The 26,493-nt window shown below is 69.8% G+C and carries 29 protein-coding genes; 12 read left to right on the top strand and 17 right to left on the bottom strand.

Going from position 1 to position 26,493, the window contains the following annotated elements; all coding sequences use genetic code 11:
• Positions 1-2: 2 nt before the first annotated feature.
• Positions 3-854: an alpha/beta fold hydrolase gene (locus ACYVHG_RS09230; RefSeq protein WP_461167151.1), complete on the bottom strand. Its 852-nt coding sequence runs from the start codon at positions 852-854 to the stop codon at positions 3-5.
• Positions 855-960: 106 nt separating this feature from the next.
• On the opposite strand from ACYVHG_RS09230, the gene ACYVHG_RS09225 reads away from it, so the two are divergent.
• The 5 genes from ACYVHG_RS09225 to ACYVHG_RS09205 all read left to right on the top strand — a co-directional run bounded on the left by ACYVHG_RS09225 (position 961) and on the right by ACYVHG_RS09205 (position 5,363).
• The gene (locus ACYVHG_RS09225) at positions 961-1,932 is read left to right on the top strand and encodes a pirin family protein (RefSeq protein WP_461167150.1); all 972 of its coding nucleotides are present in this window, start codon (positions 961-963) and stop codon (positions 1,930-1,932) included.
• A 117-nt stretch (positions 1,933-2,049) separates the two neighbouring features.
• The gene (locus ACYVHG_RS09220) at positions 2,050-2,943 is read left to right on the top strand and encodes a metal ABC transporter solute-binding protein, Zn/Mn family (protein WP_461167149.1); all 894 of its coding nucleotides are present in this window, start codon (positions 2,050-2,052) and stop codon (positions 2,941-2,943) included.
• Positions 2,940-3,686 carry a metal ABC transporter ATP-binding protein gene (locus ACYVHG_RS09215; protein ID WP_461167148.1) on the top strand — a complete coding sequence of 249 codons (747 nt, stop codon included), beginning with the start codon at positions 2,940-2,942 and terminating at the stop codon, positions 3,684-3,686. Before ACYVHG_RS09220 ends, ACYVHG_RS09215 begins: the two co-directional genes overlap by 4 nt.
• Positions 3,686-4,588 carry a metal ABC transporter permease gene (locus ACYVHG_RS09210; RefSeq protein ID WP_461167147.1) on the top strand — a complete coding sequence of 301 codons (903 nt, stop codon included), beginning with the start codon at positions 3,686-3,688 and terminating at the stop codon, positions 4,586-4,588. Before ACYVHG_RS09215 ends, ACYVHG_RS09210 begins: the two co-directional genes overlap by 1 nt.
• Positions 4,589-4,598: 10 nt before the next feature.
• Positions 4,599-5,363 (top strand): LamB/YcsF family protein, encoded by a 765-nt coding sequence (locus tag ACYVHG_RS09205; RefSeq protein ID WP_461167146.1) that lies wholly within the window; start codon positions 4,599-4,601, stop codon positions 5,361-5,363.
• 13 nt (positions 5,364-5,376) lie between these two features.
• On the opposite strand, the gene ACYVHG_RS09200 is transcribed toward ACYVHG_RS09205, so the two are convergent.
• The 3 genes from ACYVHG_RS09200 to cysS form a co-directional block, all read right to left on the bottom strand.
• Positions 5,377-5,958 (bottom strand): TetR/AcrR family transcriptional regulator, encoded by a 582-nt coding sequence (locus ACYVHG_RS09200; RefSeq protein ID WP_461167145.1) that lies wholly within the window; start codon positions 5,956-5,958, stop codon positions 5,377-5,379.
• A gap of 64 nt (positions 5,959-6,022) precedes the next feature.
• Positions 6,023-6,991: a 23S rRNA (guanosine(2251)-2'-O)-methyltransferase RlmB gene (rlmB, locus tag ACYVHG_RS09195; protein ID WP_461167144.1), complete on the bottom strand. Its 969-nt coding sequence runs from the start codon at positions 6,989-6,991 to the stop codon at positions 6,023-6,025.
• 59 nt (positions 6,992-7,050) lie between these two features.
• Positions 7,051-8,442, bottom strand: a complete 1,392-nt coding sequence (cysS, locus tag ACYVHG_RS09190) for a cysteine--tRNA ligase (protein WP_461167143.1) — start codon at positions 8,440-8,442, stop codon at positions 7,051-7,053.
• Positions 8,443-8,580: 138 nt separating this feature from the next.
• On the opposite strand from cysS, the gene rarD reads away from it, so the two are divergent.
• Positions 8,581-9,483: an EamA family transporter RarD gene (rarD, locus tag ACYVHG_RS09185; protein ID WP_461167637.1), complete on the top strand. Its 903-nt coding sequence runs from the start codon at positions 8,581-8,583 to the stop codon at positions 9,481-9,483.
• Here the strand turns inward: rarD and ispF are convergent.
• The 3 genes from ispF to ACYVHG_RS09170 are packed head-to-tail and all read right to left on the bottom strand — an operon-like array spanning position 9,425 to position 11,039.
• On the bottom strand, positions 9,425-9,895 hold the full coding sequence (gene ispF / locus ACYVHG_RS09180) for a 2-C-methyl-D-erythritol 2,4-cyclodiphosphate synthase (protein WP_461167142.1): 471 nt from the start codon (positions 9,893-9,895) through the stop codon (positions 9,425-9,427). The two genes, rarD and ispF, sit on opposite strands and share 59 nt — an antisense overlap.
• Entirely contained in the window at positions 9,892-10,554 is a 663-nt protein-coding gene (gene ispD, locus ACYVHG_RS09175) for a 2-C-methyl-D-erythritol 4-phosphate cytidylyltransferase (RefSeq protein ID WP_461167636.1), read from the bottom strand. Before ispD ends, ispF begins: the two co-directional genes overlap by 4 nt.
• Positions 10,551-11,039: a CarD family transcriptional regulator gene (locus ACYVHG_RS09170; RefSeq protein ID WP_461167635.1), complete on the bottom strand. Its 489-nt coding sequence runs from the start codon at positions 11,037-11,039 to the stop codon at positions 10,551-10,553. The genes ispD and ACYVHG_RS09170 overlap by 4 nt, the downstream gene beginning before the upstream one ends.
• Positions 11,040-11,287: 248 nt before the next feature.
• On the opposite strand from ACYVHG_RS09170, the gene ACYVHG_RS09165 reads away from it, so the two are divergent.
• The 3 genes from ACYVHG_RS09165 to disA are packed head-to-tail and all read left to right on the top strand — an operon-like array spanning position 11,288 to position 14,373.
• Positions 11,288-11,863: a hypothetical protein gene (locus tag ACYVHG_RS09165; RefSeq protein ID WP_461167141.1), complete on the top strand. Its 576-nt coding sequence runs from the start codon at positions 11,288-11,290 to the stop codon at positions 11,861-11,863.
• A 25-nt stretch (positions 11,864-11,888) separates the two neighbouring features.
• Positions 11,889-13,286, top strand: coding sequence for a DNA repair protein RadA (gene radA / locus ACYVHG_RS09160; RefSeq protein WP_461167140.1), 1,398 nt, complete (start codon positions 11,889-11,891; stop codon positions 13,284-13,286).
• Positions 13,287-13,296: 10 nt separating this feature from the next.
• Entirely contained in the window at positions 13,297-14,373 is a 1,077-nt protein-coding gene (gene disA / locus ACYVHG_RS09155; protein ID WP_461167139.1) for a DNA integrity scanning diadenylate cyclase DisA, read from the top strand.
• Between the two features lie 86 nt (positions 14,374-14,459).
• Here disA and ACYVHG_RS09150 read toward each other — a convergent pair whose 3' ends face one another.
• Positions 14,460-15,254 (bottom strand): BsuPI-related putative proteinase inhibitor, encoded by a 795-nt coding sequence (locus ACYVHG_RS09150; RefSeq protein WP_461167138.1) that lies wholly within the window; start codon positions 15,252-15,254, stop codon positions 14,460-14,462.
• A gap of 70 nt (positions 15,255-15,324) precedes the next feature.
• Entirely contained in the window at positions 15,325-15,978 is a 654-nt protein-coding gene (locus tag ACYVHG_RS09145) for a carbonic anhydrase (RefSeq protein ID WP_461167137.1), read from the bottom strand.
• A gap of 54 nt (positions 15,979-16,032) precedes the next feature.
• Between ACYVHG_RS09145 and ACYVHG_RS09140 the strand changes: the two genes are divergently transcribed.
• Complete coding sequence (locus tag ACYVHG_RS09140) at positions 16,033-16,908, top strand: HhH-GPD family protein (protein ID WP_461167136.1); 876 nt, start codon at positions 16,033-16,035, stop codon at positions 16,906-16,908.
• A gap of 26 nt (positions 16,909-16,934) precedes the next feature.
• On the opposite strand, the gene ACYVHG_RS09135 is transcribed toward ACYVHG_RS09140, so the two are convergent.
• Both ACYVHG_RS09135 and ACYVHG_RS09130 read right to left on the bottom strand, forming a co-directional pair.
• On the bottom strand, positions 16,935-17,717 hold the full coding sequence (locus ACYVHG_RS09135; RefSeq protein ID WP_461167135.1) for an alpha/beta fold hydrolase: 783 nt from the start codon (positions 17,715-17,717) through the stop codon (positions 16,935-16,937).
• 72 nt (positions 17,718-17,789) lie between these two features.
• The gene (locus ACYVHG_RS09130; protein WP_461167634.1) at positions 17,790-17,954 is read right to left on the bottom strand and encodes an excalibur calcium-binding domain-containing protein; all 165 of its coding nucleotides are present in this window, start codon (positions 17,952-17,954) and stop codon (positions 17,790-17,792) included.
• A gap of 10 nt (positions 17,955-17,964) precedes the next feature.
• On the opposite strand from ACYVHG_RS09130, the gene ACYVHG_RS09125 reads away from it, so the two are divergent.
• The gene (locus ACYVHG_RS09125; protein WP_461167658.1) at positions 17,965-18,645 is read left to right on the top strand and encodes a hypothetical protein; all 681 of its coding nucleotides are present in this window, start codon (positions 17,965-17,967) and stop codon (positions 18,643-18,645) included.
• 220 nt (positions 18,646-18,865) lie between these two features.
• Entirely contained in the window at positions 18,866-19,201 is a 336-nt protein-coding gene (locus ACYVHG_RS09120) for an antibiotic biosynthesis monooxygenase family protein (protein WP_461167134.1), read from the top strand.
• An 18-nt stretch (positions 19,202-19,219) separates the two neighbouring features.
• Here the strand turns inward: ACYVHG_RS09120 and ACYVHG_RS09115 are convergent, their stop codons facing one another.
• The 6 genes from ACYVHG_RS09115 to ACYVHG_RS09090 all read right to left on the bottom strand — a co-directional run bounded on the left by ACYVHG_RS09115 (position 19,220) and on the right by ACYVHG_RS09090 (position 26,359).
• Entirely contained in the window at positions 19,220-19,783 is a 564-nt protein-coding gene (locus tag ACYVHG_RS09115) for a hypothetical protein (RefSeq protein WP_461167133.1), read from the bottom strand.
• A gap of 44 nt (positions 19,784-19,827) precedes the next feature.
• Positions 19,828-20,379, bottom strand: a complete 552-nt coding sequence (hsaB, locus tag ACYVHG_RS09110; protein WP_461167132.1) for a 3-hydroxy-9,10-secoandrosta-1,3,5(10)-triene-9,17-dione monooxygenase reductase subunit — start codon at positions 20,377-20,379, stop codon at positions 19,828-19,830.
• A gap of 334 nt (positions 20,380-20,713) precedes the next feature.
• Positions 20,714-23,287, bottom strand: a complete 2,574-nt coding sequence (locus tag ACYVHG_RS09105; RefSeq protein ID WP_461167131.1) for an ATP-dependent Clp protease ATP-binding subunit — start codon at positions 23,285-23,287, stop codon at positions 20,714-20,716.
• Positions 23,288-23,598: 311 nt separating this feature from the next.
• A complete protein-coding gene (locus tag ACYVHG_RS09100; protein WP_461167130.1) occupies positions 23,599-23,943 on the bottom strand; it encodes a histone-like nucleoid-structuring protein Lsr2 in 345 nt (114 codons plus the stop codon).
• Positions 23,944-24,112: 169 nt separating this feature from the next.
• Positions 24,113-25,906 (bottom strand): lysine--tRNA ligase, encoded by a 1,794-nt coding sequence (locus ACYVHG_RS09095; protein ID WP_461167129.1) that lies wholly within the window; start codon positions 25,904-25,906, stop codon positions 24,113-24,115.
• 60 nt (positions 25,907-25,966) lie between these two features.
• Positions 25,967-26,359 (bottom strand): rhodanese-like domain-containing protein, encoded by a 393-nt coding sequence (locus ACYVHG_RS09090; RefSeq protein WP_461167128.1) that lies wholly within the window; start codon positions 26,357-26,359, stop codon positions 25,967-25,969.
• Between the last annotated feature and the right edge of the window lie 134 nt (positions 26,360-26,493).

The following is a 26,493-nucleotide window of genomic DNA, read 5'->3' as shown; positions in this document are numbered from 1 at the left end:
GCTTAACCCGCCAGCGCCAGCAACTCCCGGGCGCTGCGGGCCGGGTCCACCACGAAGGGGGCGTGTCCGCCACCGTCCCACCAGGACAGCGTCGGCTCGGGAAGGATCCGCGCGTGGTGCTCGGCGGCAGACGGCGCCACCACCTCGTCGTCACGGCCGTGTTGGATGAGCACCGGGAAGGTCCACCGGGCCAGGTCCTGGTCGTGGTCGACGGTGCGCCGGAACAGTCCCGCGCGCACGCTGGGCGGCGTGGCCAGCGCGATCCCGAACTGCTGCTGAGCGATCGGCCCGAGCGCCTGCTTATCGAAACCGTGCGGCAGCATGCGCAGCTTCGCCAGCGCGGTGATCGCCTTCGCGGGATGCTCGGACAGCGCAGCGGGCAGCGCTTCGGCCATCGACGGTCCGATCGCGCCGCCGGGCAGCGGGCCGTCCGGCCCGGCACCGATCGAGGTGATGGCACCGATCAGGCCGACTGCCCGGACACCGTCGGTGCCGTGGACGGCGAGGTGGTCGGCGATGATCAGACCGCCGTACGACCAGCCCACCGGGATCACCTGGTGCAGGCCGAGGGCGCCGCGGACGGCGGCGAGGTCGTCGGCGAAACGCACCGTCGAATAGGGGTCCGACGAGGTCGGGACCGAGCTGCGTCCGTGGCCGCGGTTGTCGACGGTGACCACCCGGTGTCCGGCGGAGGTGAGTGCGTCGATCAGCGGCGAACCCCAGGAGTCGGAACTCGCCGACCAGCCGTGGACCAGCAGGAACGCAGCTGCTGACGGGTCCGCGCCGTCGGTGCGATCGGTGTAGAAGATCTCCGTGCCGTCGGGTGAGACGACGATGCCACATGCGCGAGTCACGCCGTCGACACTATCGCTGCGGCCTTCCTGCCCTCACGGGAATTAATCGGACCTCGGTCCGGTTATGCTGAGCGTCAATGTCACCAGCCGACACCAGGAGGACGACATGCCCGCCATCACCGCCGACACCCTGACCCTGCCCCGCATCTCTCCGGCACGCCCGGACGAGACCGACCGACCGGTACGCAGGATCACCACCGGACCCCGCGGATACGAGGGCGAGGGCTTCCCGGTGGTCCGCGCCTTCGCGGGAGTCCACCCGAGCGAGCTGGACCCGTTCGTGCACATGGACCAGATGGGTGAGGTCGAGTACCAGCCGGGCGAACCCCGGGGTACCGATTGGCATCCGCACCGCGGCTTCGAGACCGTGACGTACATGATCGACGGCCTGTTCCAGCATCAGGACAGCCACGGCGGCGGCGGATTGATCACCGACGGTGCGACCCAGTGGATGACCGCCGGATCGGGCATCCTGCACATCGAGACCCCACCCGCCGAACTGGTCGAATCCGGCGGCACCTTCCACGGCATCCAGCTGTGGGTGAACCTGCCGAAGTCGGAGAAGTTCACCACGCCCGCGTACCAGAACCTGGAAGGCGGGCAGACCACGCTCGTCTCGTCCGCCGACGGCGGCGCACTCGTCCGGATCGTCGCCGGCGACGTCGACGGTCACTCCGGACCGGGCTCCACGCGCACTCCGATCAACTTCGTACACACCACGGTCGCGCCGGGCGCCGAGGTCTCACTTCCGTGGAACCGCGACTTCAACGCACTGGTGTACGTGCTCAGCGGGCGCGGCACCGTGGGACCGGCGGGACACCCCATCCACCAGGGACAGCTCGCACAACTCGGCGCCGGCGACCGGATCACCGTGGCCGCCGACGACTCGCAGGACTCGAACCGTCCGGCGATGGAGGTACTGATCCTCGGCGGCCGCCCGATCCGGGAGCCGGTCGCGCAGTACGGGCCGTTCGTGATGAACACCCGCGCCGATCTCATCGAAGCGCTGGAGGACTACAACGCCGGCAAGTTCGGCACCATCCCGCCCGACGCCCTCATGCCGCACGTCGCCCGGTAATCACGCGATCCACGGGGGCGCGGACGGAGGCCGGACTCACACCCCGTCCGATTGGCGCGGGCAGCCACCCCACGGTAATCTTGACAACGGTTTTCATTTCCGTTGTTAGGAGTCCCCGTGCGCATCCGCACCCGCCTGGCGCAGGCCGTCGGCACCGTCGTCGTCGCCACCCTCGCGCTGTCCGCCTGCGGTACCGGCACCTCCGGCGACAACGGCAGGCCCTCGATCGTGGCGTCCACCGACGTCTACGGAGCGATCGCCAAGGCGGTCGCCGGCGACGATGCGAACGTGACCTCCCTGTTCGCCAACCCCACCGGCGACCCGCACGAGTTCGAACCGTCGGCGCAGGACACCCTCAAGGTCAAGAAGGCCTCTGTGCTGGTCTTCAACGGCGGCCACTACGACGCCTACATGGAGAAGGCCGCCGAGGGCGCCACCGCCGCGAAGGTCGACGCCGTCTCCCTGCAGGAGCCCAAGGGCGAGAACGAGCACGTCTTCTACGACCTGCCCACCATGGCGAAGGTCGCGACCGCGATCGCCTCCGCGCTCGGCGACCGGGACACCGCGCGTCGCGCCGATTACGACGATCGCGCCAAGAAGTTCGGCGCTAGGCTCGACGGCGTGATCGCACAGGCCCGAGCCATCGGCCGCGCCAACCCCGCAGCGAAGGTCGTGGCCACCGAACCCGTGGCCGGCTACCTGCTGTCCCTGTCCGGTCTGATCGACGCCGCGCCGGCTCGGTACACAGCCGCGATCGAGTCCGGCACCGACCCGGCCCCCGCCGACATCGCCGCCGCGAACACGCTGGTCACCGAGAAGCGGGTGCGCGCGGTGGTGCTGAACTCGCAGACCGAGAACCCGGTGACCACCAACCTGGCCAAGACCGCCGAAGCCGCCTCGATCCCGGTGGTCAAGGTCACCGAGTCCATGCCCGCCGGCGTCGACGACTACGTCACCTGGCAGTCCGAGACCGTCGAGCGGCTGGCCACCGCGTTCAAGCGGCAGCCGTGACCGGCACCGTCATCTCGCTGCGCGAGGCGTCCCTGCGCTACGGCGACCGCACCCTCTGGGACGGCCTCGACCTCGACATCCGCAGCGGCGAGTTCATCGCCGTCCTCGGGCCCAACGGCGCCGGTAAGACCTCACTGCTGCGCATCCTGCTCGGACAGGCCGAGCTCTCCTCCGGCACCGTCGACGTGCGCGGGCGGATCGGCTACATCCCGCAGCAACGCGCGCTCGACGGCGCCGTTCCGCTGCGCGGGCGCGACCTCGTCGGCCTCGGCTTCGACGGTGCCGCCTGGGGCATCGGACTACGCAACCGGGCCGCGCGACGCGCCGCGGTGAACGCCGCCCTCGCTCAGGTGGACGCGGCGCCCTTCGCCGACGCCCCCATCGGCTCACTGTCCGGCGGGGAGCAGCAGCGGTTGCGGGTGGCCCAAGCCCTCGCCTCGGACCCGACGATCCTGCTGTGCGATGAACCGCTGCTCTCACTCGACCCCGGCCACCAGCAGCTCGCGGTCTCGCTGATCGAGCGCCGCCGCCGCGAACACCGCACCGCGGTGCTGTTCGTCACTCACGAGATCAACCCGGTGCTGCCCTACTGCGATCGGGTGCTGTACCTGGTGGACGGCCGGTTCGAGGTCGGCCCGACTGCGGAGGTGATGACCTCGGAGCGGCTCACCCGGCTCTACCGCACCCCTGTCGACGTGCTGCACGTTCGGGATCGCCTGGTCGTGGTGGGGGGCGAGTCCTGATGGACCACCTGCGCGAGATCACCGACTTCGGCCTCACCTGGGAGCTGCTGCAGCAGCCCTTCGTCCAGCAGGCACTGCTCGCCGCCGGGCTCCTCGGCGTCCTGGCCGGAGTGCTCGGCCCGCTGATCGTGTCCCGGCAGATGGCGTTCAGCGTGCACGGCACCTCCGAACTGTCACTGACCGGCGCCGCCTTCGCCCTGCTCGTCGGGTTCAACGTGGGGGCCGGCGCGCTGCTCGGGGCGCTGGTCGCGGGCCTACTGTTCGGACTGCTCGGGGTGTACGCCCGCGAACGCGACTCGGTGATCGGCGTGATCATGGCCTTCGGGCTGGGCCTGTCGGTGCTCTTCCTCGCGCTCTACCCGGGCCGCCAGGGCACCGCGTTCGCACTGCTCACCGGACAGGTGGTGGCCGTCGGCCTCAACGGGGTGACGTTGATGGCGATCACCACCGTGGTGGTGCTGGCGATCGTGGCCCTGATCTACCGGCCGCTGTTGTTCATGTCCACCGATCCGGACGTCGCGGCCGCGCACGGGGTTCCGGTCAAGACGCTGTCGGTGGTCTTCGCGATGCTGGTCGGTGCCGCAGCGGCGCAGGGCGTGCAGATCGTGGGTGCCCTGCTGGTGATGAGCCTGCTGATCACCCCGGCCGCGGCGGCCGCCAGGGTCACCAGTTCCCCCGGCAAGGCGACCGCGCTGTCGCTGCTGTTCGCGCTGGTGTCCGCGGTCGGCGGGATCATCGTCTCGCTGGCCCCGGCACTGCCGGTGTCGGTGTTCGTCACGTCCATCTCGTTCGTGATCTACCTGGCCTGCCGGGTGATCGGCCAGCGCGGGCGCCGCGGCACCGTCGCCGCTGCGAAGCAGCCCCCGGGCCACCCCGACCACCACTGCCTGCATCCGCACTAACCTCGCACCTGTGACCGATCACGTGGTGGATCTGAACGCCGATTGCGGCGAATCCTTCGGCGCCTGGCGCCTGGGCGACGACGAGGCCCTGCTCGCCGTGGTGACCTCGGCGAACGTCGCCTGCGGTTTCCACGCCGGCGATCCGACCACACTGCGGGCCACCGCCACCGCCGCCGCGGCCCGGGGCGTGCGGATCGGAGCCCAGGTCGGATACCCGGACCTGCGCGGATTCGGCCGCCGCAACCTCGACCTTCCGGCGGAGGATCTCACCGCCGATGTGATCTACCAGATCGGTGCGCTCCAGGCGATCGCCCGATCCGCCGGCACCGGCGTCACGTACCTCAAACCGCACGGCGCCCTGTACAACCGCGTCGTCGGCGACGCGGTGCAGGCCCGCGCCGTCGTCGACGCCGTCCTCGCCTGCGCTCCCGGCCTGCCCGTCCTCGGCCCGCCCGGCTCGCAGTTGCTGCGGATCGCGCAGGAGCGCGGCGTGCGCGTGGTCCGGGAGGCCTTCGCCGATCGCGCCTATCTGCCCGACGGTGCACTGGTCCCCCGCAGCCGGCCCGGCGCGGTTCTGCACGATCCCGACCGGATCGCCGACCGGGTGCTGCAGATGGTGGTCGGCGGCACCGTCGAGGCCATCGACGGGACGCGGGTGCAGCTGGCACCGGAGTCGGTGTGCGTGCACGGCGACAATCCGCAGGCGGTGCAGGTGGCGCGCCGGGTCCGTCAGGTGCTCGACGGTGCCGGGGTGGAGATCGCGCCGTTCACCTGAACCGACGGGCGGATCACTCCACGAAGCGACTCGGGGCGGTCTCCACCAGCCGCACGCAGTGCGCGATCAGATCCTCCCGGGAGACCTCCATCCGCCCGCCCAGGAACTCGGTGAACAGGGAGGTCAGCGCACCCACCAGGCCGATCGCGACCAGCTTGCGGGTCTGCTCCCCGACACCGTCGGGCATGGCTCCGGCGACCACCGCGAAGAAGCCGGGCATGGCGCTCAGCCCGCGTTCGGCCAGTGCCGGTTCCCGATAGGGGGCCATCAGCAGCACCCGGCCGGCTTCCGGGTGATCGATCACCAATTCGACGAACGCGGTCACCGCCACCACTGCCGCCTGCTCGTGGGTCGACGATCTGCGGACCGCGTCCACCAGGGCGTCGCGGGCGCGGTCGCTGACATCGTCGTAGACGGCGCGCACGAAATCGTCGCGGGTGCCGAACTCCTCGTAGAAGTAGCGCTCGGTGATCCCGGTGGGCCGGCACACCGACCGGACCCCGAGAGCGCCCGGCTCGGGGGCGCCGAGCAGCCCGATTCCGGCGTCGAGCATCACTCGACGACGCATCTGCTGCCGTTCTTCGAGCGACGTCACGGATTCACTATAGCGTCATAGCCGATTACGTGCGCGAACTAATCCGGGCGGCGGCCTCCTCGGCTCACTGCCTGCGTTGCCGGGCGAACTCGGCCAGCACCACGCCCGCGGCCACCGAGGCGTTGAGCGATTCCACCGCCGAGGCGATCGGGATGGACAGGATGGAGTCGCAGTTCTCCCGCACCAGCCGAGACAGTCCCTTGCCCTCACTGCCGACCACCACCACCACGCCGGTGTCGGCGCGGTAGTCGTCGAGCGTGACGTCACCGCCGGCGTCCAGGCCCACGACCTGCAGGCCCGCCGCGGCGTAGTCGGCGAGTGCCCGGTTCAGGTTCGGGGCCTGCGCGACCGGCAGGCGAGCGGCGGCCCCGGCGGAGGTGCGCCAGGTGACGGCGGTGACCGCGGCGGACCGTCGCCCCGGGATCAGCACGCCGTGCCCACCGAACGCGGCGGTCGAACGGATCACCGCACCCAGGTTCCGCGGGTCGGTGATGTTGTCGAGCGCCACGATCAGCGGCGCCTGGCCGCTGTCCTTGGCACGGGTGAGCAGGTCGTCGGGGTGCGCGTAGGTGTACGGCGGCACCTGCAGGGCGATGCCCTGGTGCAGACCGTTCTCGCTCATCCGGTCCAGTTCGCCGCGCTGCACTTCCAGGATCGCGATCCCCTGGTCCGCGGCGATCTGCACGGACTCGGTGAGCCGCTCGTCGTTCTGCGAGCCGATCGCCACGTACAGGGCGGTCGCCGGGACCCCCGCACGCAGGCACTCGACGACGGGATTGCGGCCGAGCACGTACTCGGGACCGTCCTCCGCCGGCCGTCCGGCGACCTTCTGCGGTCGGCGCTGCGGAGCGGCGCTCGCCTTGGCCGCGGCCCGCGCCTTCTTGTGCGCGGGATGGTAGGGCCGGTCCTTCGCGGCCGGGGTGGCCCCGCGGCCCTCGAGCCCGCGGCGGCGCACCCCGCCCGAGCCGGTGACCTGCCCCTTCTTGGTGCCCGCCTTGCGGACAGCTCCGCGGCGCTGGGAATTGCCTGCCATCAGTGTCCGCCTCTATCCGTTCTTCTGATCGTTCTCGTGTCTGTTCTTCGGGCCGCTGTTCAGGGGTTCTTCAGCGTCCACGCGGAACCGCCCGCGCCGTCCGCGACCTCGATGCCCGCCGCGTGCAGCCGGTCACGGACCGCGTCCGCCTCGGCCCAGTCCTTGCGCTCCCGTGCGCTCGCCCGACGCTGCAGTTCCGCCTCGACCAGGACGCCGAGCGCGTCCATCGCCGCGGTGTCATCGCCGCCGGAACCGCTCCAGTGCGGATCCAGCGGGTCGACGCCGAGGATCGAGGTCATCGCCCGCACCGACCCGGCGAGCCGCCGCGCACCGTCGAGATCACCCGATTCCAGCGCGGCATTGCCGGCGCGCACGCTCTGGTGCACCTCCGCCATGGCCGACGGTACGCCCAGATCGTCGTCGAGGGCAGCCGCGAAGCCCTCGCTCCACTCGCCGAGCTCGACCTGCCCGGTCCGTTCGACGGTGCGGGCCACGAAGGCCTCGATCCGGCGGTAGGCGGTGGCGGCCTCGGCGAGCGCTCCCGGCGAGTACTCCTGCATCGAGCGGTAGTGCGCGGAGCCGAGGTAATAGCGCAGCTCCACCGCACGCACCTGTTCCAGCAGCACCGGGATGGAGACGACGTTGCCCAGCGACTTGCTCATCTTCTCGCCGGCCATCGTGACCCAGCCGTTGTGCAGCCAGTAGCCGGCGAAGCCGTCGCCGGCGCCGTGCGCCTGGGCGATCTCGTTCTCGTGGTGCGGGAAGACCAGGTCCATGCCGCCGCAGTGGATGTCGAACCGGCCGCCGAGCAGGTCGGTGGCCATCGCCGAGCACTCCAGGTGCCACCCCGGACGTCCTGGCCCCCACGGCGAGGGCCAGCTCGGCTCCCCCGGCTTGGCGGCCTTCCACAGGGTGAAGTCCAGCGGATCACGCTTGCCGGTGGCGGCGGACTCGCCCTGCTGCACGTCGTCGACCTTCTGCCGGCTCAGCGCGCCGTAGTCGGGCAGCGAACGGACGGAGAAGTAGACGTCGCCGCCGGCCGGGTAGGCGTGGCCGCGTTCGATCATCCGCTCCACGTAGGTGATCATCTGGGTGATGAACCCGGTGGCGCGCGGCTCGGCGGACGGCGGCAGCACACCGAGCGCGTCGTAGGCGCGCGTGAACTCGCGTTCGTGCGTGGCCGCCCACTCCCACCAGGGGCGACCGGCCTCGGCGGCCTTGCGCAAGATCTTGTCGTCGATGTCGGTCACGTTGCGCACGAAGGAGACGTCGAGCCCCTTGGCGATCAGCCACCGGCGGAGCACGTCGAAGGCGACGCCGCTGCGGATGTGACCGATGTGCGGGACGCCCTGGACCGTGGCGCCGCAGAGGTAGATGCCGACCTTGCCCTCGGTGAGGGGAACGAAGTCACGAACCTCGCGGGTCTGGGAGTCGTACAGGCGCAGCGTCACGACGGTTGATTCTACGGGTCGGCGGAGTGTCGTTCGTTCGCACTCGCTCAGCGTCCGGCGGTTCGGCGATGCCACCCCGAAAGGTAGGATCATTCGGTGCACGCCAGCAACCCGGCCGAGGTCCGTCGCGGCACCGTCATGGGCCTGGCCGCGTACGCCCTGTGGGGACTGTTCCCGCTGTACTTCACCGCGCTGCTCCCCACCGGTCCGTGGGAGATCCTGGCCAACCGCATCCTGTGGACACTGGTGCTGTGCGGCGCGATCCTGCTGATCCTGCGCGATCTGTCCTGGATCCGTCCGGTTCTGCGCCAGCGGCGCCTCCTGGCCGGGGTCGCGGTCGCTGCCCTGCTGATCGCGACCAACTGGATCGTCTACGTCGCTGCGGTCGCCGCGGGGAACACCGCCGACGCAGCGCTCGGGTACTTCCTCAATCCACTGGTCACAGTAGCGCTGGGGGTACTGGTGCTGCGGGAACGGCTGCGGCCGCTGCAGTGGCTGGCGGTGGGCGTGGGCGTGCTCGCCTTCATCTACCTGGCGGTCGCGGCCGGACGGTTCCCGGTGGTCGGTCTCGCGCTGGCCTGCTCGTTCGCACTGTACGGGCTGGTGAAGAAGAAGGTGGGCGCTCACCTGGGCGCGTTGCACGGGCTCACCCTGGAGACGGCGATCCTGTCCCCGATCGCCGCGTTGGTGCTGGCACTGATCGCGTTCCACGGCGGCGGTCTGGACTTCGGCCGGAACGGCGCGGGGCACGCCGCCCTGCTCGCCTTCGCCGGTATCGCCACTGCGGTGCCACTGCTGCTGTTCGCTGCTGCCGCCCGGCGGATCCCGCTGGTCACCGTCGGGTTGATCCAGTTCGCCACGCCGATCCTGCAACTACTGTGCGCGGTGGTGGTGTTGGGCGAACAGGTCTCGGCCGAGCGGTGGATCGGCTTCGGCATCGTCTGGCTGGCCCTGGCGTTGCTCACCTTCGACACCGTGCGCGCTATGCGACGTAGACCAGCGCCGTCGCCATCGCGGCGACGCCCTCACCGCGGCCGGTGAGCCCCAGACCGTCGGTCGTGGTCGCGGAGACCGAGACCGGGGCGCCGAGCAGCTCACTGAGCACCCGCTGCGCCTCATCCCGGCGCGGACCGATCTTGGGCCGATTGCCGATCAACTGGACCGCGGCGTTGCCCACGGCGAAACCGGCACCGTCCAGCAGTGAGCGGACCTCGGTGAGCATCTGCGCGCCGGTGATGCCGGCGTTGTCCGTGCGCCCCACTCCGAACACGGTGCCCAGATCACCCAGACCGCCGGCCGAGAGCAGCGCATCGCACAGCGCGTGCACCGCGACGTCGCCGTCGGAGTGGCCGGAGCAACCGTCACCGTCGAACCGGAGTCCGAGCATCCAGCACTCGCGGCCCGGTTCGATCGGATGGACGTCGGTCCCGATTCCTACCCGGGGGACGATCATCGGCACTCCTCGATCAATGCCCGCGCGAGACGCAGGTCGAAGGCGGTGGTGATCTTCATGGCCAGCGGATCCCCGGCGACGGTCAGCACGCGCCCACCGGCGCGTTCGATCAGCCCGGCGTCATCGGTGGCCAGCGCACCGGGGGCGGCGTCGTAAGCCACCCGCAGCGCGCCGGCGGTGAAGCCCTGCGGGGTCTGAACGGCCCGCAGATCGGACCGGTCGACGGTGGCCTCCACGGCACCGGACGGGTCGACCCGTTTGACGGTGTCGGTGATCGGGAGCACCGGGATCACCGCATCGGCTCCGGCGTGCAGCCGCTGCACCACTCGCACGATCATCGCGGCGGGGGTCAGTGGGCGGGCGGCGTCGTGCACCAGCACGTGGTCGTGCCCGGCCAGTGCCCGCAGTCCCGCGCGCACCGAGTCGGTGCGTTCCGCACCACCGACCACGACCTGCGCCTGCGGCACCAGGGCACGGGCATCGTCGAGCATCTCGGCGGGGACCATCACCACGACGTGATCCACCGCGCCGGATTCGAGCAGCCCCCGGACCGCCCAGTCCAGCAGTGGGCGGCCCTGCAACGGCACGAAGGCCTTGGGCATGTCCAGCCCGAGGCGAGTTCCCCGCCCGGCGGCGGGGACCAGAGCGGCGACCGTCAGGACGCCGCCGCCAGCACCTCGTCGAGCAGGGACTCGGCCTTCTTGTCGTCCGTCGACTCGGCGAGCGCGAGCTCACCGACCAGGATCTGACGGGCCTTGGTGAGCATCCGCTTCTCGCCGGCCGACAGGCCGCGATCCTGCTCACGACGCCACAGGTCTCGGACCACCTCGGCCACCTTGTTCACATCGCCCGATGCGAGCTTCTCGAGATTCGCCTTGTACCGGCGAGACCAGTTCGTGGGCTCCTCGGTGTGCGGGGCGCGGAGAACCTGGAAGACCTTGTCCAGACCCTCCTGGCCGACCACATCGCGCACGCCGACGACCTCGGCGTTCTCCGCGGGAACCTTGACCGTCAGATCACCCTGTGCAACCTTGAGCACCAGATACTCGCGCTCACGTCCACCGATGTTCTTGATCTCGATCGCTTCGATCAGTGCGGCACCGTGATGGGGGTAGACAACGGTGTCTCCGACCTTGAAAATCATCTGATCCATGCCCCTTTCGATATGACCAGGGTAACACGGGGCTCAATCGGGCTGCTCGGCAACGTCGCAGGTCAGGACTCATGTGGGGGTTGACAAACGGCGTCCCGGCTGATCGTCGGTGCATCCGGGGCCGGTTCACGCCGCCCGGCGGTACGAGCCGATGCCGCTTCTACTACGCTGCGTGGTGACATACTCAGCACCATCCGCACGCGGGTGTCGCCGCGCACGGGGAGGAAACTGGAGGAACCGTGTCCGCACGCACCGTCTCGACCCGCCGCACCGTGACCACCGTCGCGGGTGCTCTGCTCGCCGCCGGCGCTCTGCTGTCGGTGTCTGCGTGCAGCGCCGGCCAGATCTCGCAGACCGCCAACCAGGTGGCCGCCATCAACGGCGCCAACCGGACCTTCGTCGATCAGCAGATCGCGATCAGCGATGCGCACGTGCTGTTCCCGGTCACCGGCAGCCAGGGGAAGCTCGCCTTCGTGCTGACCAACATCAACCCCAAGACCGCCGACAAGCTGGTCGGGATCTCGCTGGAGGACAACAAGTCCGCCACCGTCAGCGGTAACACGACGCTGCCCGCGAACGGCTCGCTGTACGGCGCCGCTCCGGTCGGTAGCAGCGACGCCTCGGGCGTCACCCGCCTGGGTGTCACGATCCCGGTCAGCCCGGACTGGCGTCCCGGCCTCACCAAGAAGGTGTGGTTCCACCTCGAGCGCGCCGGTTCGCTGATGGTCGACGTCCCGATGGACGCCGGCGCAGCTCCCGCGTCCGCGGCGGGCATCACCGTCACCGGCGGCGCGGAAGCCGGCGCGGGCCACTGAGCCACTAGGGCCGTCCCACCACTTCATGGCCGCCAAGGCAGCCAAACAGAAGGTGCAGTACACCTGCACCGAGTGCGGACACTGCGTGCCCAAGTGGGTCGGCCGCTGCCCGTCCTGCGGCGCCTGGTCCACGATGGAGGAGGCGGCGCCCCCTGGCGGCGGTTCCGCACCGGGCGCGAACGTCGGGCTGACGCTGCCGAGATCTCCGGCCGTACCGATCACCCGGATCGACCCGAATTCCACCCGGGCACTACCGGTCGGCATCGGGGAACTCGACCGAGTCCTCGGCGGCGGCATCGTCCCCGGCTCGGTGATCCTGCTCGCGGGCGAGCCCGGTGTCGGTAAGTCGACACTGCTCCTGGAAGTGGTGCACCGCTGGTCGTCCACCGGCCGCGGCCGGTCGCTGTACGTCACCGGTGAGGAATCGGCGGGCCAGGTGCGCCTGCGCGCCGAACGCACCGGGGCGCTGTCCGACGAGCTGTACCTCGCCGCGGAATCCGACCTCGGCACCGTCCTCGGCCACGTCGAGCAGCTCTCCCCCACGCTGATGGTGGTGGACTCGGTGCAGACGCTGTCCGCGTCGGGGGTCGACGGGGTGCACGGCGGTGTCACCCAGGTCCGCGCGATCACCGCGACCCTCACCTCCCTGGCGAAGGCATCCGGCGTGGCGGTCGTGCTGGTCGGTCACGTCACCAAGGACGGTGCCGTCGCCGGACCGCGGTCGCTGGAGCACCTGGTGGACGTGGTGCTCAGTTTCGAGGGCGATAAGCACTCCACCCTGCGCATGGTGCGGGGCATCAAGAACCGGTTCGGCGCCTCCGACGAGGTGGGCTGTTTCGAACAGCGGGAGAACGGGATCGCCGAGGTCACCGACCCGTCGGGACTGTTCCTGCAGCACCGGGACTCGAGCGCCCCGGGCACCGCGGTCACCGTCGGGCTCGACGGTAAGCGGCCGCTCCTCGGTGAGTTGCAGGCCCTGGTGACCCCGTCGCCGTTGCCGGCGCCGCGGCGCGCGGTCTCCGGCCTGGACTCGGCCCGCGTGGCGATGGTGCTGGCAGTGCTGGCCAGCCGCGGCGGTGTGGGCAGTCTGGCCCAGAAGGACGTGTACACCGCCACCGTCGGCGGAATGCGGATCACCGAGCCGGCCGCGGATCTCGCGCTGGCACTGGCGGTGGCCTCAGCGGCGGCGGAGAAAGCACTGCGCCCGCACACCGTCGTGCTCGGCGAGGTGGGCCTGGCCGGTGAGGTGCGGCGGGTCGCCGGCCTACAGCGGCGGCTCGCCGAAGCGCACCGGCTCGGATTCACGCACGCGATCGTGCCTGGATCGCCGGACGGTCAGCCGGTGAACGTGGCCGGAATGACCATCGGTGAGGCGGCCACCGTCGCCGATGCACTGCGCCTGGTCGAGCTCGGCGGGGGTTAACCTTTCGGCTATGGATCTCCAAGAGGCGTTCGCCGACGACGCGCGGCTGCGCGAGACGGTGATCCGGGTCGCCCCCGGCACCGGCCTGCGCGACGGGATCGAGCGGATCCTGCGCGGACGCACCGGTGCGCTGATCGTGCTGGGCTACGACGATGCCGTGGAACGGATCTGCGACGGCGGTTTCCACTTGGACGTGGAGTTCGCGCCGACCCGGCTGCGGGAGCTGGCGAAGATGGACGGTGCGGTGGTGCTCTCCACCGACGGCACCCGGATCGTACGGGCGAACGTGCAGTTGGTGCCGGATCCGGCGATCCCCACGCGGGAGTCCGGGACGCGCCACCGCTGCGCCGAGCGGACCGCGATCCAGACCGGCTACCCGGTGATCTCGGTGAGCGCGTCGATGTCAATCGTGCGCGCCTACGTGGGACCGACCCGGCACCTGGTCGACGACGCTGCGCGCATCCTCTCCCGCGCGAACCTCGCCGTGGCCACGCTGGAGCGGTACACGCACCGGCTCGACGAGGTGCTCGCGCAGCTCTCCCGGGCCGAGATCGAGGACGTGGTGACGGTGCGTGAGGTGACGCTGGCGGTGCAGCGGCTGGAGCTGGTGCGGCGGCTGGCGATCGAGATCGAGCAGCACGTACTGGAACTGGGCACGTCCGGGCGGCAGATCGCACTGCAATTGGAGGACCTGCTCGGTGATGCGTTGTCGCTACGCGCGCCGGTACTGCGTGACTACCTGCCCGGTGGCGACGACGCGGTCGCGGATACCTCCGCGCGGATCGACGCGCTCACCGACACCGAACTACTGGCGGCGCCCACGATCGCGGCGGCCCTGGGTTTCCCGGGCACCGTCGAAGCACAGGACGATCCGGTCTCTCCGCGCGGCTACCGGCTCCTCGGATCTGTGCCCCGACTACGCGCTCAGCAGGTGGAGGATCTGGTCGGGACCTTCGGTACGTTGCAGACGCTGCTCGCCGCGACACCCGCGGATCTGCAGGCGGTGCCCGGTATCGGTTCGACCGGCGCCAGGCAGGCCCGTGAGGGTCTGGCGCACCTGGCCGAGGCGGCCGTCGAGCAGTTCTGAGCCGCATCGTTCGAAGCGGTCCTGCGGCGCCGGCGCCGTGGAGCCAGGGCCCCGTTCAGTCGCAGGAGGCTCCGAACGTCGTGCAGCTAGTTGCCGCCGGGGCCGGGGGGCGGCGCCGCTTTGACGATGTTGAAGGTCACCGGGGCGCTGCGCTTGGCACCGAGCTGGGCCACCACCTGGTAGGCACCGGGGGCGACGGGGACCCGCTGTGCCTGGCAGCCGGGGGCCGAGGTGGTTCCGGCCCACTGCAGCTTGTAGCGCAGTTGCTGGCCGGGCTGGAGCACCTCGTTCTTGATCTCGGGCTGGAAGGTGCAGTCGAAGTTCGACCACAGCTGCTTGCTGCCGTCGAGGGTGAGCACGATCAACTGCTGCTGGCCGGTGCCGATGTCCCGGGAGCAGGGCACCGATCCGGCGTTGGTCACCGTCGCCTCGAAGGTCGGCTGCTCGCCGACCGCGTAGGTGGGCTTGTCGGCGACGACCACGACCGAGATGTTCGCGTCCGGGCACGGTCCGCCCGCGACCACGGCCCCGGGGGTGGGCACGCCACCACCGGACGGATTCGCCGACTGCGAGGCCGGCGCACCGGATGCGCCCGAGGCTCCCGAGGCCGGTGCACCGGACGCTCCGGACGCGGCGGAACCCCCCGCGGCACCGCCGGGGGCCGACGGGTCGGCGCTGCGCGGCTGCGACGGGGGCAGCTCACCGGTGGTCTCGGCCGACGACGACGCCGTGGCCGCGGTGTTCTGCGAATTGTCGCTGCCACCACCGACGAAGACGATCAGCAGTACCACCACAAGGACGGCGAGCAGCGCCAAGACGGCGGCCAACACGCGGCGGCGCCAGTAGATCTCGGGCGGCAGGGGTCCGTGGGGTTCAAGCACGTGGTAAACGGTATCGGTTCACCGGCCCTGTGCCGCTGACCTGCGGCGGCGTGTCTGAATTTGGCGGTGATCAGGCCGGCCGAATGGCCTGGAACGGCGAGGTGGGGCTCTCACCGATGTCGCCGACGGCACCGCGCAGGCGCACCCGGCCCTCGGCCAGCTCGTAGGTCAGGCCGACGATCGCGACCCGGCCCTCCTCGACGCCCTTGGCGATGATCCGCGAGCGCTCCATGAGCAGCCAGCCGGTCTCCATCACGTGCTGCGCGGTGATGTCGTTGACGTCGGTGAGCCCCTCACGGCGCCCGGCCAGCACCGACGGGGTCAGTCGTTCGACGATGTCACGGATGTACCCCGGGGGCATGGTTCCGGTGTCGATCGATGTGACGGTGGCGGCGACCGCGCCGCAGCTGTCGTGGCCGAGGATCGCGATCAGCGGGACCTTGAGCACCTCGATGGCGTACTCGATGGAGCCGAGCACGGCGGCGTCGATGATGTGACCTGCGGTGCGGACGACGAACATGTCGCCGAGGCCCTGGTCGAAGATCACCTCGGCGGCCACGCGGGAGTCGCCGCAGCCGAACAGCACGGCGGTGGGCTGCTGCCCGCCGGCCAGCTCGGCGACGCGGATCGCGCCCTGGTTCGGGTGTTCGGGGGTGCCCTCCACGAATCGGCGGTTACCGTCACGGAGCGCGCGCCAGGCGCCGGGCGGAGTCGATGTAGGCATACCGCCATACTGCTACCTGTGCGCTCGACACCTGCGCCCGGAGGGCCAACCGCGATGAACCTCACACCCGTACTGGTGTGGTTCGACACCGCTGAGCGGGACCTTCCGTGGCGTCGCCCGGAGGTCAGCGCGTGGGGGATCCTGGTCAGCGAGGTGATGCTGCAACAGACCCCGGTGGTGCGGGTGGAGCCGGTGTGGCGGCAGTGGATACAGCGCTGGCCGACCCCCGCGGACCTCGCCGCGGCGACCGGTGCCGACGCCGTGCGGGCCTGGGGCAAGCTCGGCTATCCGCGGCGGGCGATGCGCTTGCAGGCGTGCGCGCAGGCCATCGTCGACCGGTTCGACGGTGCCCTGCCCACCGACGTGGACGAGTTGCTCTCGTTGCCCGGGGTGGGCGACTACACCGCGCGTGCGGTGGCCTGTTTCGCATTCGGCCAGGACGTGCCGGTGGTCGACATCAACGTGCGGCGGGTGCTCGCCCGGGCCGTCGGCGGCGAATCGGACGCGGCGCCACCGTCGGCCAAGCGGGACCTGCCGGCGGCGACAGCGGCGTTGGCGACGGTGCCGAGGGCGCGGCGTCCGCGACTGTCGGCGGCACTGATGGAGCTGGGAGCGCTGGTGTGCACCGCACGCGCGCCGCGGTGCGGGCAGTGCCCGATCAGCGCGGACTGCGCGTGGCTGGTGGCGGGGGCGCCGGCGGACACCGTCGCACCGCGGAAGGTGCAGAAGTACGAGGGCACCGATCGTCAGGCGCGCGGGCGCCTGCTCGACGTGCTGCGCGGTTGCGACGGTGCCGTGCCCCGCGCGCAGCTCGACCTGGCCTGGCAGCGGGATCCGGCCCAGCGGGATCGGGCACTGGATTCGCTGCTGGTGGACGGGCTGATCGAGCAGACCGCCGACGGACGCTTCGCCCTGGCCGGCGAGGCCTGAGCCCGCACGGTGGCGCGGGCGAGCGGTCAGGCCGGTGGCCGGTCCAGGCCGGACAGGCTTGAGAGGAAAGCCTCGACAGCGCCCCGGTAGCGGTCGGGAGCGTCGTCGTGGACCAGGTGACCGGCACCGTCGAACCGGAGATAGTGCAGGTCAGCGCCGGTGTACTGGCGCACCATCCGCTCCCCCACCCCGGGTGGGACCACGGAGAACTCGGCTTCGATGAGCAGGGTGGGGGCCTCGACGGTGCGCCACTGCGTCCAGTGATCGCGCGGGCCCCAGTGGTCGGCGATGGCGCGGAAGGTGTCGATGTCGCCGTGCAGCGCGCCGTCGTCGAAGGCCTCGTAGAAGTACCGTCCGGCGACGGGACCGAACAGGCGCTCGCATTCGGCCTGCGAACCGAAACGATCGGGCCAGCTGGCGAACCACGGCGCCCAGGCGTCGGTGGACTGCCCGGTGAACTCCGGTGACATGTCCTCGACCACGAGCGCGCTGACCAGTTCGGGGTAATCGGCGGCGGTGCACCAGGCGTGCAGGCCGCCCATCGAGTGCCCGATCAGTGTGGCCGGGCCCTGGTCGAGCAGGGTGAGGATCTCGGCGACGTCGGCGACGAACCGTTCGGTGCACAGGTCGTGCGGTGCGGGCGCGGCGAATCCGGGGCCTCGGTGGAACTCGGCGTCGAACGTGAAGACCCGGCCGTAGCGGCGCAGCCAGGGGATCTGGCGGCGCCAGGTGCGGCCGCGTCCCATGAGTCCGTGCAGCAGCACGATCGGGCCGGCATCCGCGTCGCCACCCCAATCTCGCAGTCCCACACACTCATCCACGCACTACAAAGTACCCTCCGCCGCCGCCGGCCGGTCACACCCGTGGCGGCCCGGTCACTACTACTCACACGCGACTCCGTCACCATCGCGGTCGAGATTGCGACTGTAACCCGGTTGTCCGCGCAGCAGCGGGGCGGCTCCGGCCGCACGAGCCTCGGCACAACTCCGGTAGGTTCCGCTACCCCCGCCACCCGCCGGTGGCGCCGCGGTGGTTGTCGGAATCACCTGCCGTGGCGTGGGAACCGGCGTCCGGGTATCGGTCTCGGCCACCGCCGGCGGAGGGGCGATGGTCGTCGTGGTGGTGACTGCGACCGAGGTGGTCGTCACCGCGGCCGTGGTGGTCGCGGCCGTCGTCGTGGTCGTCGCGGCCGTCGTGGTGGTCGCGGCCGTCGTCGCCGAGGACGCGGCGGACCCGCTGCTCGACGCGGGGCTGCTCGACGCGCTTCCGCTGGACGAGGGCGCGGCGCTGGTCGTGGTGGTCTGGGCGATGCTCGACGATGCCGGCGAGACCACCGGTTCCGATTCCGGCGGAGCAGGAGACAGCGCGCCACCGGCCAGCAGAGCCACGATGGCCGCGGGGATTCCGGCTTTCCAGTTCACCGATCTCCACACCAGGACGGCACCGACCGCCGCGAAGGCGAGTCCGATGAGCATGCCTCCGACCTTGCCGCCGGCGCCGCTCGCAGTGAACAGGGAGACCACTGCGCCGAGCACGCCGAAACCGATCAGTACCGACCCGATCACGCGGAGGACGATATGCCTTTTCGCCGGTGCCGCGTCGGGTTCCGGGGGTAGGTACGGGCCGGGCTGGTCCGCGTCTCCGGTGGGTTGCACGCCGGTCACCTCCCACCGTCGATGTGCTCGCCGCCGCCCTGCTCGACGCAGTGGCATGACACGGCGCAGCCAGTGGCCATGAACGTGATAGCCGTCACTCTTCTTCTCATGAGCGGGTAGGTTACGCCCGATCGCCGGACTGTGCGCGATAGCAAAACAGCGTCGGACATATGGTGTGAGTGTGGACCCGCTCCGACCCGCACCGCTCCGTCCAGCGGCGAGCGGATCGCACGCGCCACACCGTCCCGCACGGGCGTACCCCGCTGGTGCTGGAGAACTCTGAACTGCAAGGAGTGAAGAACATGTCGGTGGTCAAGATCAACGCCATTCACATTCCCGAGGGCGCCGGCCCCGAGCTCGAGACGCGGTTCGCGCAGCGTGCGCACGCGGTGGAGAACTCGCCGGGCTTCCTCGGATTCCAGCTGCTGCGCCCGGTCAAGGGCGACGACCGCTACTTCGTGGTCACCCAGTGGGAGTCGGAGGAGGCGTTCGCGGCGTGGCGCGACGGGCCGGCCCGGCAGGCACACGCCGGCGAACGCTCCCCCGGCGGCGGCGAGGGCCGTAAGCCCGTCGCCACCGGCGCCGATCTGCTCGAATTCGAGGTCGTGCTGGACGTGGCGGCCAAGCCCGCGCAGTAACCCGCTTCGAGGCGTCGGTCAGCGGGTCGCGGTCAGGCTCGCCTCGGCGCGGTCGGCCTGGCCGAGCCGCTCCGGCGCCTCGTTGGGTACCGCCGTGAGGAAGTAGGTCTGCGGCTTGGTGTCCACCACCGTCAGCCGGAAACGATCACCGGCCACGGGTCCACCCTCGACCTTGATCCACGCGGTCGCCCGGGCGGCCGGAATCCCCGAGATCGTCGTGGGCGTCACCGCCAGCCCCTGCACCGTCGCATTGAGCCCGCGGTAGCCGGGCGACTCGGGCATGGCGACGGTGATCGCCCGCGCGACGTCCGCGGCCGAACGGCCCTGGATACCGGTGAGCCCGAGTTCGACCAGGGAGACCCAGTTCTTGCCGGGCAGCGGCGCGACGGCGACGACGGTGCGGTCGGTGTCCGGTCCGCGGAACTCCCAGCCCGGCAGCGCACCCTTCGAGTACGACAACGGGCCTGCGGCGGCGCGGCCGGGATCGGCGGACGCGGGCGCGACGGGGGCTACGACGGCCGCTGCGGTGAGTGCCGCGGTCGCCACGGATGCCAACACGGTACGGGTCTTATGTGCATTCATGGTGATGATGATTTCACATTCCCAAATACCGCGCATACCCGGCCTCAGAGCCAGTCGCCGGCGTCCCAGGTGAGGAAGGACTCCAGGCTGGGCGCGGGGTGCTGCTGCGGATGATTCGTCGACAGGTAGGCACCGCGGTAGAACAAGAGCGGTTTGGCATCCTCGACCTCGCCGAGTGTGTGCACGCGGCCGATCGCGATGTGGTGGTCCCCACCGTCGATCACGTTCTCCAGCGTGCAGTCGATCCAGGTCAGGGAACCGTCCAGGGTCGGATTGCCGAGCGGGGAACGGCTCCACTGCAATCCGGCGAACTTGTCGTCCACCGACCGGCCGAAGGCCGCGCTCACCGCCTCCTGCTCCTCGCTGAGCACCGATACGGCGAACCTGCCGGAGGCCTCGATGTGCTTCCAGCTGCGCGAGGTCTTCATCGGACAGAACAGCACCAGCGGCGGGTCGAGGGACAGCGCGGCGAAGGACTGGCAGGCGAATCCGACCGGCCTGTCGTCGCCATCGGACGTACCGACGATGGTGACCCCCGTGCAGAACTGCCCCATGACGTGTCGGAACGTGCGCTGATCGAAACCGGTTTCAGGCATGGTGCCAACCTACTAGGGCCGGGGACCGCGAGCGGTGGCCGACCACCGGAGGGGCGGTGAATCAGTCCGCGATGACCAGTGCGACTGCCGTGGCGGGCACGGTGACCGCGCACAACGACAGCGATAGGCGCAGGAAACGGAGGACGGCTCGGCGGAACGTACGGTTCTTCACGGCGTGCACCTCCACCGAACTGAAATCCGATCGTGATGATCAATAGATTACGCGGCTGCAGTTCGTTGCGCAGAGCTTCCACCCCGGCAGGACTCCGCCGAACGCACCAGGAGCCGTCACCCGAGACTCGGGTGACGGCTCCTGCTGTGTGGGTCGTTGGTGCTACGCGCTCTCGCCCGGCGTCGCGTCACCGGCCAGCACCGGTGCGGGTTCGGCATCGTCGGACTTCTCCGACTCGGCCACCGGCTTCGGGCGACCGGCGAAGGTGAACTTCGCGTCCTCGCCCTTGCCCTCTCCGTCCCAGCCCTCGACGTCCACGGACACGATCTGTCCGGCACCGACCTCGCCGAACAGGATCTTCTCCGACAGTGCGTCCTCGATCTCCCGCTGGATGGTGCGGCGCAGCGGGCGTGCACCGAGAACCGGATCGAAGCCGCGCTTGGCCAGCAGGCTCTTGGCCCGATCGCTGACCTCGAGCTCCATGTCCTTGTTCTTGAGTGCGGTACCCACTCGGCCCAGCATCAGATCGACCATCTCGATGATCTGGTCCTGCGTCAGCTGGTGGAAGACGACGATGTCGTCGATGCGGTTGAGGAACTCCGGCCGGAAGTGCTTCTTGAGCTCGTCGTTGACCTTGAGCTTCATCCGCTCGTAGTTCGCCCCGTCGGAATCGCCCTGGGTGAAGCCCAGGCCGACGGCCTTGGAGATGTCGCCGGTGCCGAGGTTCGAGGTGAAGATCAGCACCGTGTTCTTGAAGTCGACGGTGCGGCCCTGACCGTCGGTCAGGCGACCGTCCTCGAGCACCTGCAGCAGCGTGTTGTAGATCTCGCTGTGCGCCTTCTCGATCTCGTCGAAGAGCACCACGGAGAACGGCTTGCGGCGCACCTTCTCGGTGAGCTGGCCGCCCTCCTCGTAGCCCACGTACCCGGGAGGGGCACCGAACAGGCGCGAAGCGGTGAAACGGTCGTGGAACTCGCCCATGTCGATCTGGATGAGCGCGTCGTCCTCGCCGAACAGGAAGTTCGCCAGGGCCTTCGACAGCTCCGTCTTTCCCACACCGGACGGGCCGGCGAAGATGAACGAGCCCGACGGACGCTTGGGGTCCTTCAGGCCCGCGCGGGTACGGCGGATCGCCTTGGAGACGGCCTTGACCGCGTCCTCCTGGCCGATGATCCGCTTGTGCAGCTCGTCCTCCATGCGGAGCAGACGGGTGGTCTCCTCCTCGGTGAGCTTGAAGACGGGGATGCCGGTCCAGTTGCCCAGAACCTCGGCGATCTGCTCCTCGTCGACCTCCGCAACCACATCGAGATCACCGGCGCGCCACTGCTTCTCACGCTCGCCGCGCTCAGCGATGAGCTGCTTCTCCTTGTCCCGCAGCGATGCGGCCTTCTCGAAGTCCTGCTCGTCGATGGCCGATTCCTTCTCCCGGCGGGCATCGGCGATCTTGTCGTCGAAGGCGCGCAGGTCCGGCGGAGCGGTCATCCGGCGGATACGCATACGCGCGCCCGCCTCGTCGATCAGGTCGATCGCCTTGTCCGGCAGGAACCGGTCGTTGATGTACCGGTCGGCGAGCGTCGCCGCCGCCACCAGAGCGCTGTCGGTGATGGAGATCCGGTGGTGCGCCTCGTAGCGGTCGCGCAGGCCCTTGAGGATCTCGATCGCGTGCTCGACGCTCGGCTCACCGACCTGCACCGGCTGGAACCGGCGCTCCAGTGCGGCGTCCTTCTCGATGTACTTGCGGTACTCGTCGAGCGTGGTGGCGCCGATGGTCTGCAGTTCACCGCGGGCGAGCTTCGGCTTGAGGATCGAGGCGGCGTCGATCGCACCCTCCGCGGCACCGGCACCGACCAGCGTGTGCAGCTCGTCGATGAACAGGATGATGTCGCCGCGGGTGTCGATCTCCTTGAGCACCTTGCGCAGGCGCTCCTCGAAGTCACCGCGGTACCGGCTGCCGGCCACCAGCGAGCCCAGATCCAGGGTGTAGAGCTGCTTGTCCTTGAGCGTCTCGGGCACGTTGCCGTTGACGATCGCCTGCGCCAGACCCTCGACCACGGCGGTCTTGCCCACACCGGGCTCACCGATCAGCACCGGATTGTTCTTGGTGCGCCGCGAGAGCACCTGCATGATCCGCTCGATCTCCTTCGAGCGGCCGATCACCGGGTCCAGCTTGCCCTGCGCAGCGGCAGCGGTCAGGTTCCGGCCGAACTGGTCCAGGACCAGGGAGGTCGACGGTGTGCCCGAGTCGCCTCCGCTGCTGGTACGGGCTCCGGCGCCGGCGGGCTCGCCGCCCTCCTTGCCCTGGTAGCCGGAGAGCAGCTGGATGACCTGCTGGCGCACCCGGTTGAGATCGGCGCCCAGCTTCACCAGGACCTGGGCGGCCACGCCCTCACCCTCGCGGATCAGGCCGAGCAGGATGTGCTCGGTGCCGATGTAGTTGTGTCCGAGCTGCAGCGCCTCGCGCAGCGACAGCTCCAGGACCTTCTTGGCACGCGGAGTGAAGGGAATGTGCCCGGACGGCGCCTGCTGGCCCTGGCCGATGATCTCCTCGACCTGGCTGCGCACGCCCTCCAGGGAGATGCCCAGCGACTCCAGCGCCTTGGCGGCCACGCCCTCACCCTCGTGGATCAGGCCCAGGAGGATGTGCTCGGTTCCGATGTAATTGTGATTGAGCATCCTGGCTTCTTCCTGAGCCAGGACGACGACGCGACGAGCGCGGTCGGTGAACCTCTCGAACATGGCCATTTTCCTCACATCCCGGTTACTCCGGGGCCCGACTGGAGGCCGGGCCCGTCGATAGCCGTTAAGCAACTGACTTCTTATCACTGTAGTTCGGACCGGTCGCCCACGGTGCCGGTGCATACCCGGTAGCCGCTGCGCCCGCACCGTCGCCCCGGTTCCCGGTCCTGATACAGCAGGTCAAACGCCGTGCCTCCGGGCATTGATCCCGGTTCCGCCGTGAGCGAAACGGGTCCGGACACACCGGCGCCCCGACACGATCGGGGGTGTCGGGGCGCGGGCGGAGAGGCTGTCGGGGCTGCTGCCCCCGATCAGTTGGCCTCGTTGTAGGCGTCGATCACGTCCTGGCTGATCCGGCCGCGGTCGTTGACCTTCAAGCCGGACTTCCGTGCCCAATCACGGATCGCGGCGCTCTGCGAGCGATCGATCGGGGTGCGGCCGCGCGGCGCGGCGAGCGAACGGGTACCGCGCTTACGGCCACCACTGCGACGGGCGCTCTCCACCCAGGTTCCGAGCGATTCACGCAGCTTCGCCGCGTTCTTCGAAGACAAGTCGATCTCGTAGGTGACGCCGTCCAACCCGAATTCGACGGTCTCGTCCGCGGTCTGCGTATCGTCCACATCGTCGACCAGCGTGACGGTGACCTTACGTGCCATGATTTATGACCCCTTCTTCATGTGCATTCGCTCACTTACGACAAGTTCACCACGAAGTCTATACACACCAATAGGCACATTTCCATTTCACACCGTAAGAATCGGTCGCAATCGGATAACAATCACTTACCGAGTGGAGAGGATTTCGTACGGTGTCGGAATTTGCGGATTAAGGGAGCACACACAGCCCGCGTACACGTTCAGCGCCGATCGCAAGCAACAAAGTCGGGAGCCGAGGGCCGGTGTCACTGCTCACCAGAAGGCGGTACAGCAACACGAAGAATGCGCGTTGCGCTGCAGCGAGTTCCTTATCGCCCTTCACGATCTGATCGGCTCCGAGTCCGCGTTGTACTTTCGCGACGCCGTACACCTGATGCGTGATCCCGGCGAGCGACCAATCGTCCTCGAGCCTCCCCAGCCCGGTCGGAGCGGGAGTCCCCGAGCCGTCCAGCAGCAGCCGCAGACCCTCGCGCTGTTCGTCGGTCAGCGCGGCCTGCAGCTCGGCATCCGGTTCGGTCCGCACCACGGTGCGGTCGGCGGCCGGCATCTGCTCGGCCACCCACGCGCCCGCCCGGTCCAGTCGCGGGCGCAGCGGGTCCAGTGAGGTCAGCGGCTGATCCGGTTCCAGCGCCGCGAGGATGCGCAGCGTCTGATCCTCGTCGCCGGTGGTGATGTCGAGGACCGAGGCCAGGGTCTTGTACGGCATCACGCGCGGGGTCAGCGCCAGCGTGCGGACCGATCCCCCGGCTCCGGCGACGGAGACCGCGCGGGCGTGCGCGGCGATGTCACCGGGTTGCGCCTTATCACCGCCCACCTTGCGAACCAGGGCGTCCCATTCGTCGTAGGTGCGCGGCAGTTCACCGTCGAGCGCCACATCGAACGACTGGTTGGGCTTCTTGCGCCCGTACAGCCAGCGCAGCAGCGGGGGCTCCAGGTAGCGCAGCGCCACCGCCGCGGTGGGCACACCGCCCTTCGAGGACGACATCTTCGCCATCCCCCGGATGCCGACGAAGGCGTACATCGGTCCGAGCGGACGCCGCCAGCCGAACAGGGGGGCGACGTCCTTACCCACCGCGAACGACGATCCGGGCGATTGGTGGTCGACACCGGACGGCTCGAAGGTGACCTTCTCGTAGGCCCAGCGCATCGGCCAGTCGACCTTCCACACCAACTTGCCGTCGGTGTGCTCGCGCAGCACCACGGTCTCGGTGTGAGCGCACCGGCAGGTGTAGGTCAGCGCGGTAGTGGCATCGTCGTAACCGGTCACGGTGGTGAAATCGGTGCCGCACGCCGAGCAGTAGGGCTTGTACGGGTAGTAGCCGCCGTCACCCGATCCGTCGGCCTCATCGGCGGCACCGGAAACCGCGCCGGTATCGAACTCGGCACCGCCGCCGGTATCGGTATCGGAATCGGTGGGCTTATCGCCGACCTGTTCCGTATCGCCACGATCGAGTGTGCGGTAGCGAGCCAGGATCGCATCAATTCGACCGCGCTGCGACATCGCGTGCAGAACCTGATCGATATATGCACCGCTGGTGTACTTCTGCGTCTGGCTGATTCCGGTGTACTCGACACCCAGTTCCTCCAGCGCACCCTGCAATTCGCGGCGGAAATGCTCGGCCCAGTTCGGTGCATCGGAGCCGTGCGGCGCCGGTACCCGGGTGAGCGGCTTACCGATGTGCTGCTCCCAGCTGGAATCGACACCGTCGACCTTGGGAACCTTGCGGAATCGGTCGAAATCGTCCCAGGATATGATGTGCTCGACCTGCAGGCCCCGGCGGCGCAATTCATCGGCCACCAGATGCGGGACCATCACCTCACGCAGATTCCCGAGGTGGATCGGTCCGGACGGGGAGATTCCGGACGCCACCTTCACCGGAGTGTCGTTCCGCTCGGCGAAGGCCACGGCTTCGTCGGCGAGTCGGGAGACCCAGTCGTCCAGGGGTGCGTTCGTTTCGGTCACGGACCGTCATCTTACCGACGGTTCCCGGCCGTCCCTCACGCCTGAGCGCGGGGTCCGGGTTCAGGCCTCGTGGGCGGCGAACTGGGCCACGGCCCGGCGGTAGGCGTGCGAACCGGTCCCGGCGCCCGGATCCGGGGCGCCGTTGGCTCCGGCGCCGATGCCCAGGGACAGGGCGCGGAAACCACCGTCGACCGAGGAGGCGCGCACGCCACGGTCCCGCAGACGCGTCGCGATCGCGGCGGCGGTGGCGCCGTTGCTGCTGACCAGCAGCCAGTGGGCGTCCGGTCCGGCGGCGGCCAGGCTGGTGGGAAGGCCCGGGACCAGGCGGGCGGCCACCGCGGCGGCGTCCACGGCGAGGGCACCGGTGAGAACGCCGTCGCGGGTGCGTTCGGCCTGGTCACGGACGTCGACCAGGATCTGGCCGGGAGCGGGGGTGAAGTGCACGGGGTGCATCGGGGATCTCCAGGTGGGAGGCGGAGCGCGCACGATCGGCGGCGTCCGGGCAGCGGAAGGGGCCGGGTTCCTAGCGGACCCGACAACACTCCATGCAGCTGCGCACCTGGCTCATGAGGGGAAAACTAGCACCC

This window comes from Tsukamurella serpentis (assembly GCF_054780975.1).
The sequence above is the reverse complement of the archived record's forward strand: the minus strand, read 5'-3'. Positions and strand labels throughout refer to the sequence as shown.

Bases quoted from the DNA above. Each gene is read 5' to 3' on its own strand.
- ACYVHG_RS09170 (WP_461167635.1), bottom strand. From the start codon at position 11,039: ATGATTTTCAAGGTCGGAGACACCGTTGTCTACCCCCATCACGGTGCC.
- radA (WP_461167140.1), top strand. From the start codon at position 11,889: ATGGCCGCCAAGGCAGCCAAACAGAAGGTGCAGTACACCTGCACCGAG.
- ACYVHG_RS09105 (WP_461167131.1), bottom strand. From the start codon at position 23,287: ATGTTCGAGAGGTTCACCGACCGCGCTCGTCGCGTCGTCGTCCTGGCT.
- ACYVHG_RS09145 (WP_461167137.1), bottom strand. From the start codon at position 15,978: ATGCCTACATCGACTCCGCCCGGCGCCTGGCGCGCGCTCCGTGACGGT.
- ACYVHG_RS09210 (WP_461167147.1), top strand. From the start codon at position 3,686: ATGGACCACCTGCGCGAGATCACCGACTTCGGCCTCACCTGGGAGCTG.
- rarD (WP_461167637.1), top strand. From the start codon at position 8,581: ATGGGCCTGGCCGCGTACGCCCTGTGGGGACTGTTCCCGCTGTACTTC.
- ACYVHG_RS09100 (WP_461167130.1), bottom strand. From the start codon at position 23,943: ATGGCACGTAAGGTCACCGTCACGCTGGTCGACGATGTGGACGATACG.
- disA (WP_461167139.1), top strand. From the start codon at position 13,297: ATGGATCTCCAAGAGGCGTTCGCCGACGACGCGCGGCTGCGCGAGACG.
- ACYVHG_RS09090 (WP_461167128.1), bottom strand. From the start codon at position 26,359: ATGCACCCCGTGCACTTCACCCCCGCTCCCGGCCAGATCCTGGTCGAC.
- ACYVHG_RS09225 (WP_461167150.1), top strand. From the start codon at position 961: ATGCCCGCCATCACCGCCGACACCCTGACCCTGCCCCGCATCTCTCCG.
- rlmB (WP_461167144.1), bottom strand. From the start codon at position 6,991: ATGGCAGGCAATTCCCAGCGCCGCGGAGCTGTCCGCAAGGCGGGCACC.
- ACYVHG_RS09115 (WP_461167133.1), bottom strand. From the start codon at position 19,783: ATGAATGCACATAAGACCCGTACCGTGTTGGCATCCGTGGCGACCGCG.
- hsaB (WP_461167132.1), bottom strand. From the start codon at position 20,379: ATGCCTGAAACCGGTTTCGATCAGCGCACGTTCCGACACGTCATGGGG.
- ispF (WP_461167142.1), bottom strand. From the start codon at position 9,895: ATGATCGTCCCCCGGGTAGGAATCGGGACCGACGTCCATCCGATCGAA.
- ACYVHG_RS09140 (WP_461167136.1), top strand. From the start codon at position 16,033: ATGAACCTCACACCCGTACTGGTGTGGTTCGACACCGCTGAGCGGGAC.
- ACYVHG_RS09120 (WP_461167134.1), top strand. From the start codon at position 18,866: ATGTCGGTGGTCAAGATCAACGCCATTCACATTCCCGAGGGCGCCGGC.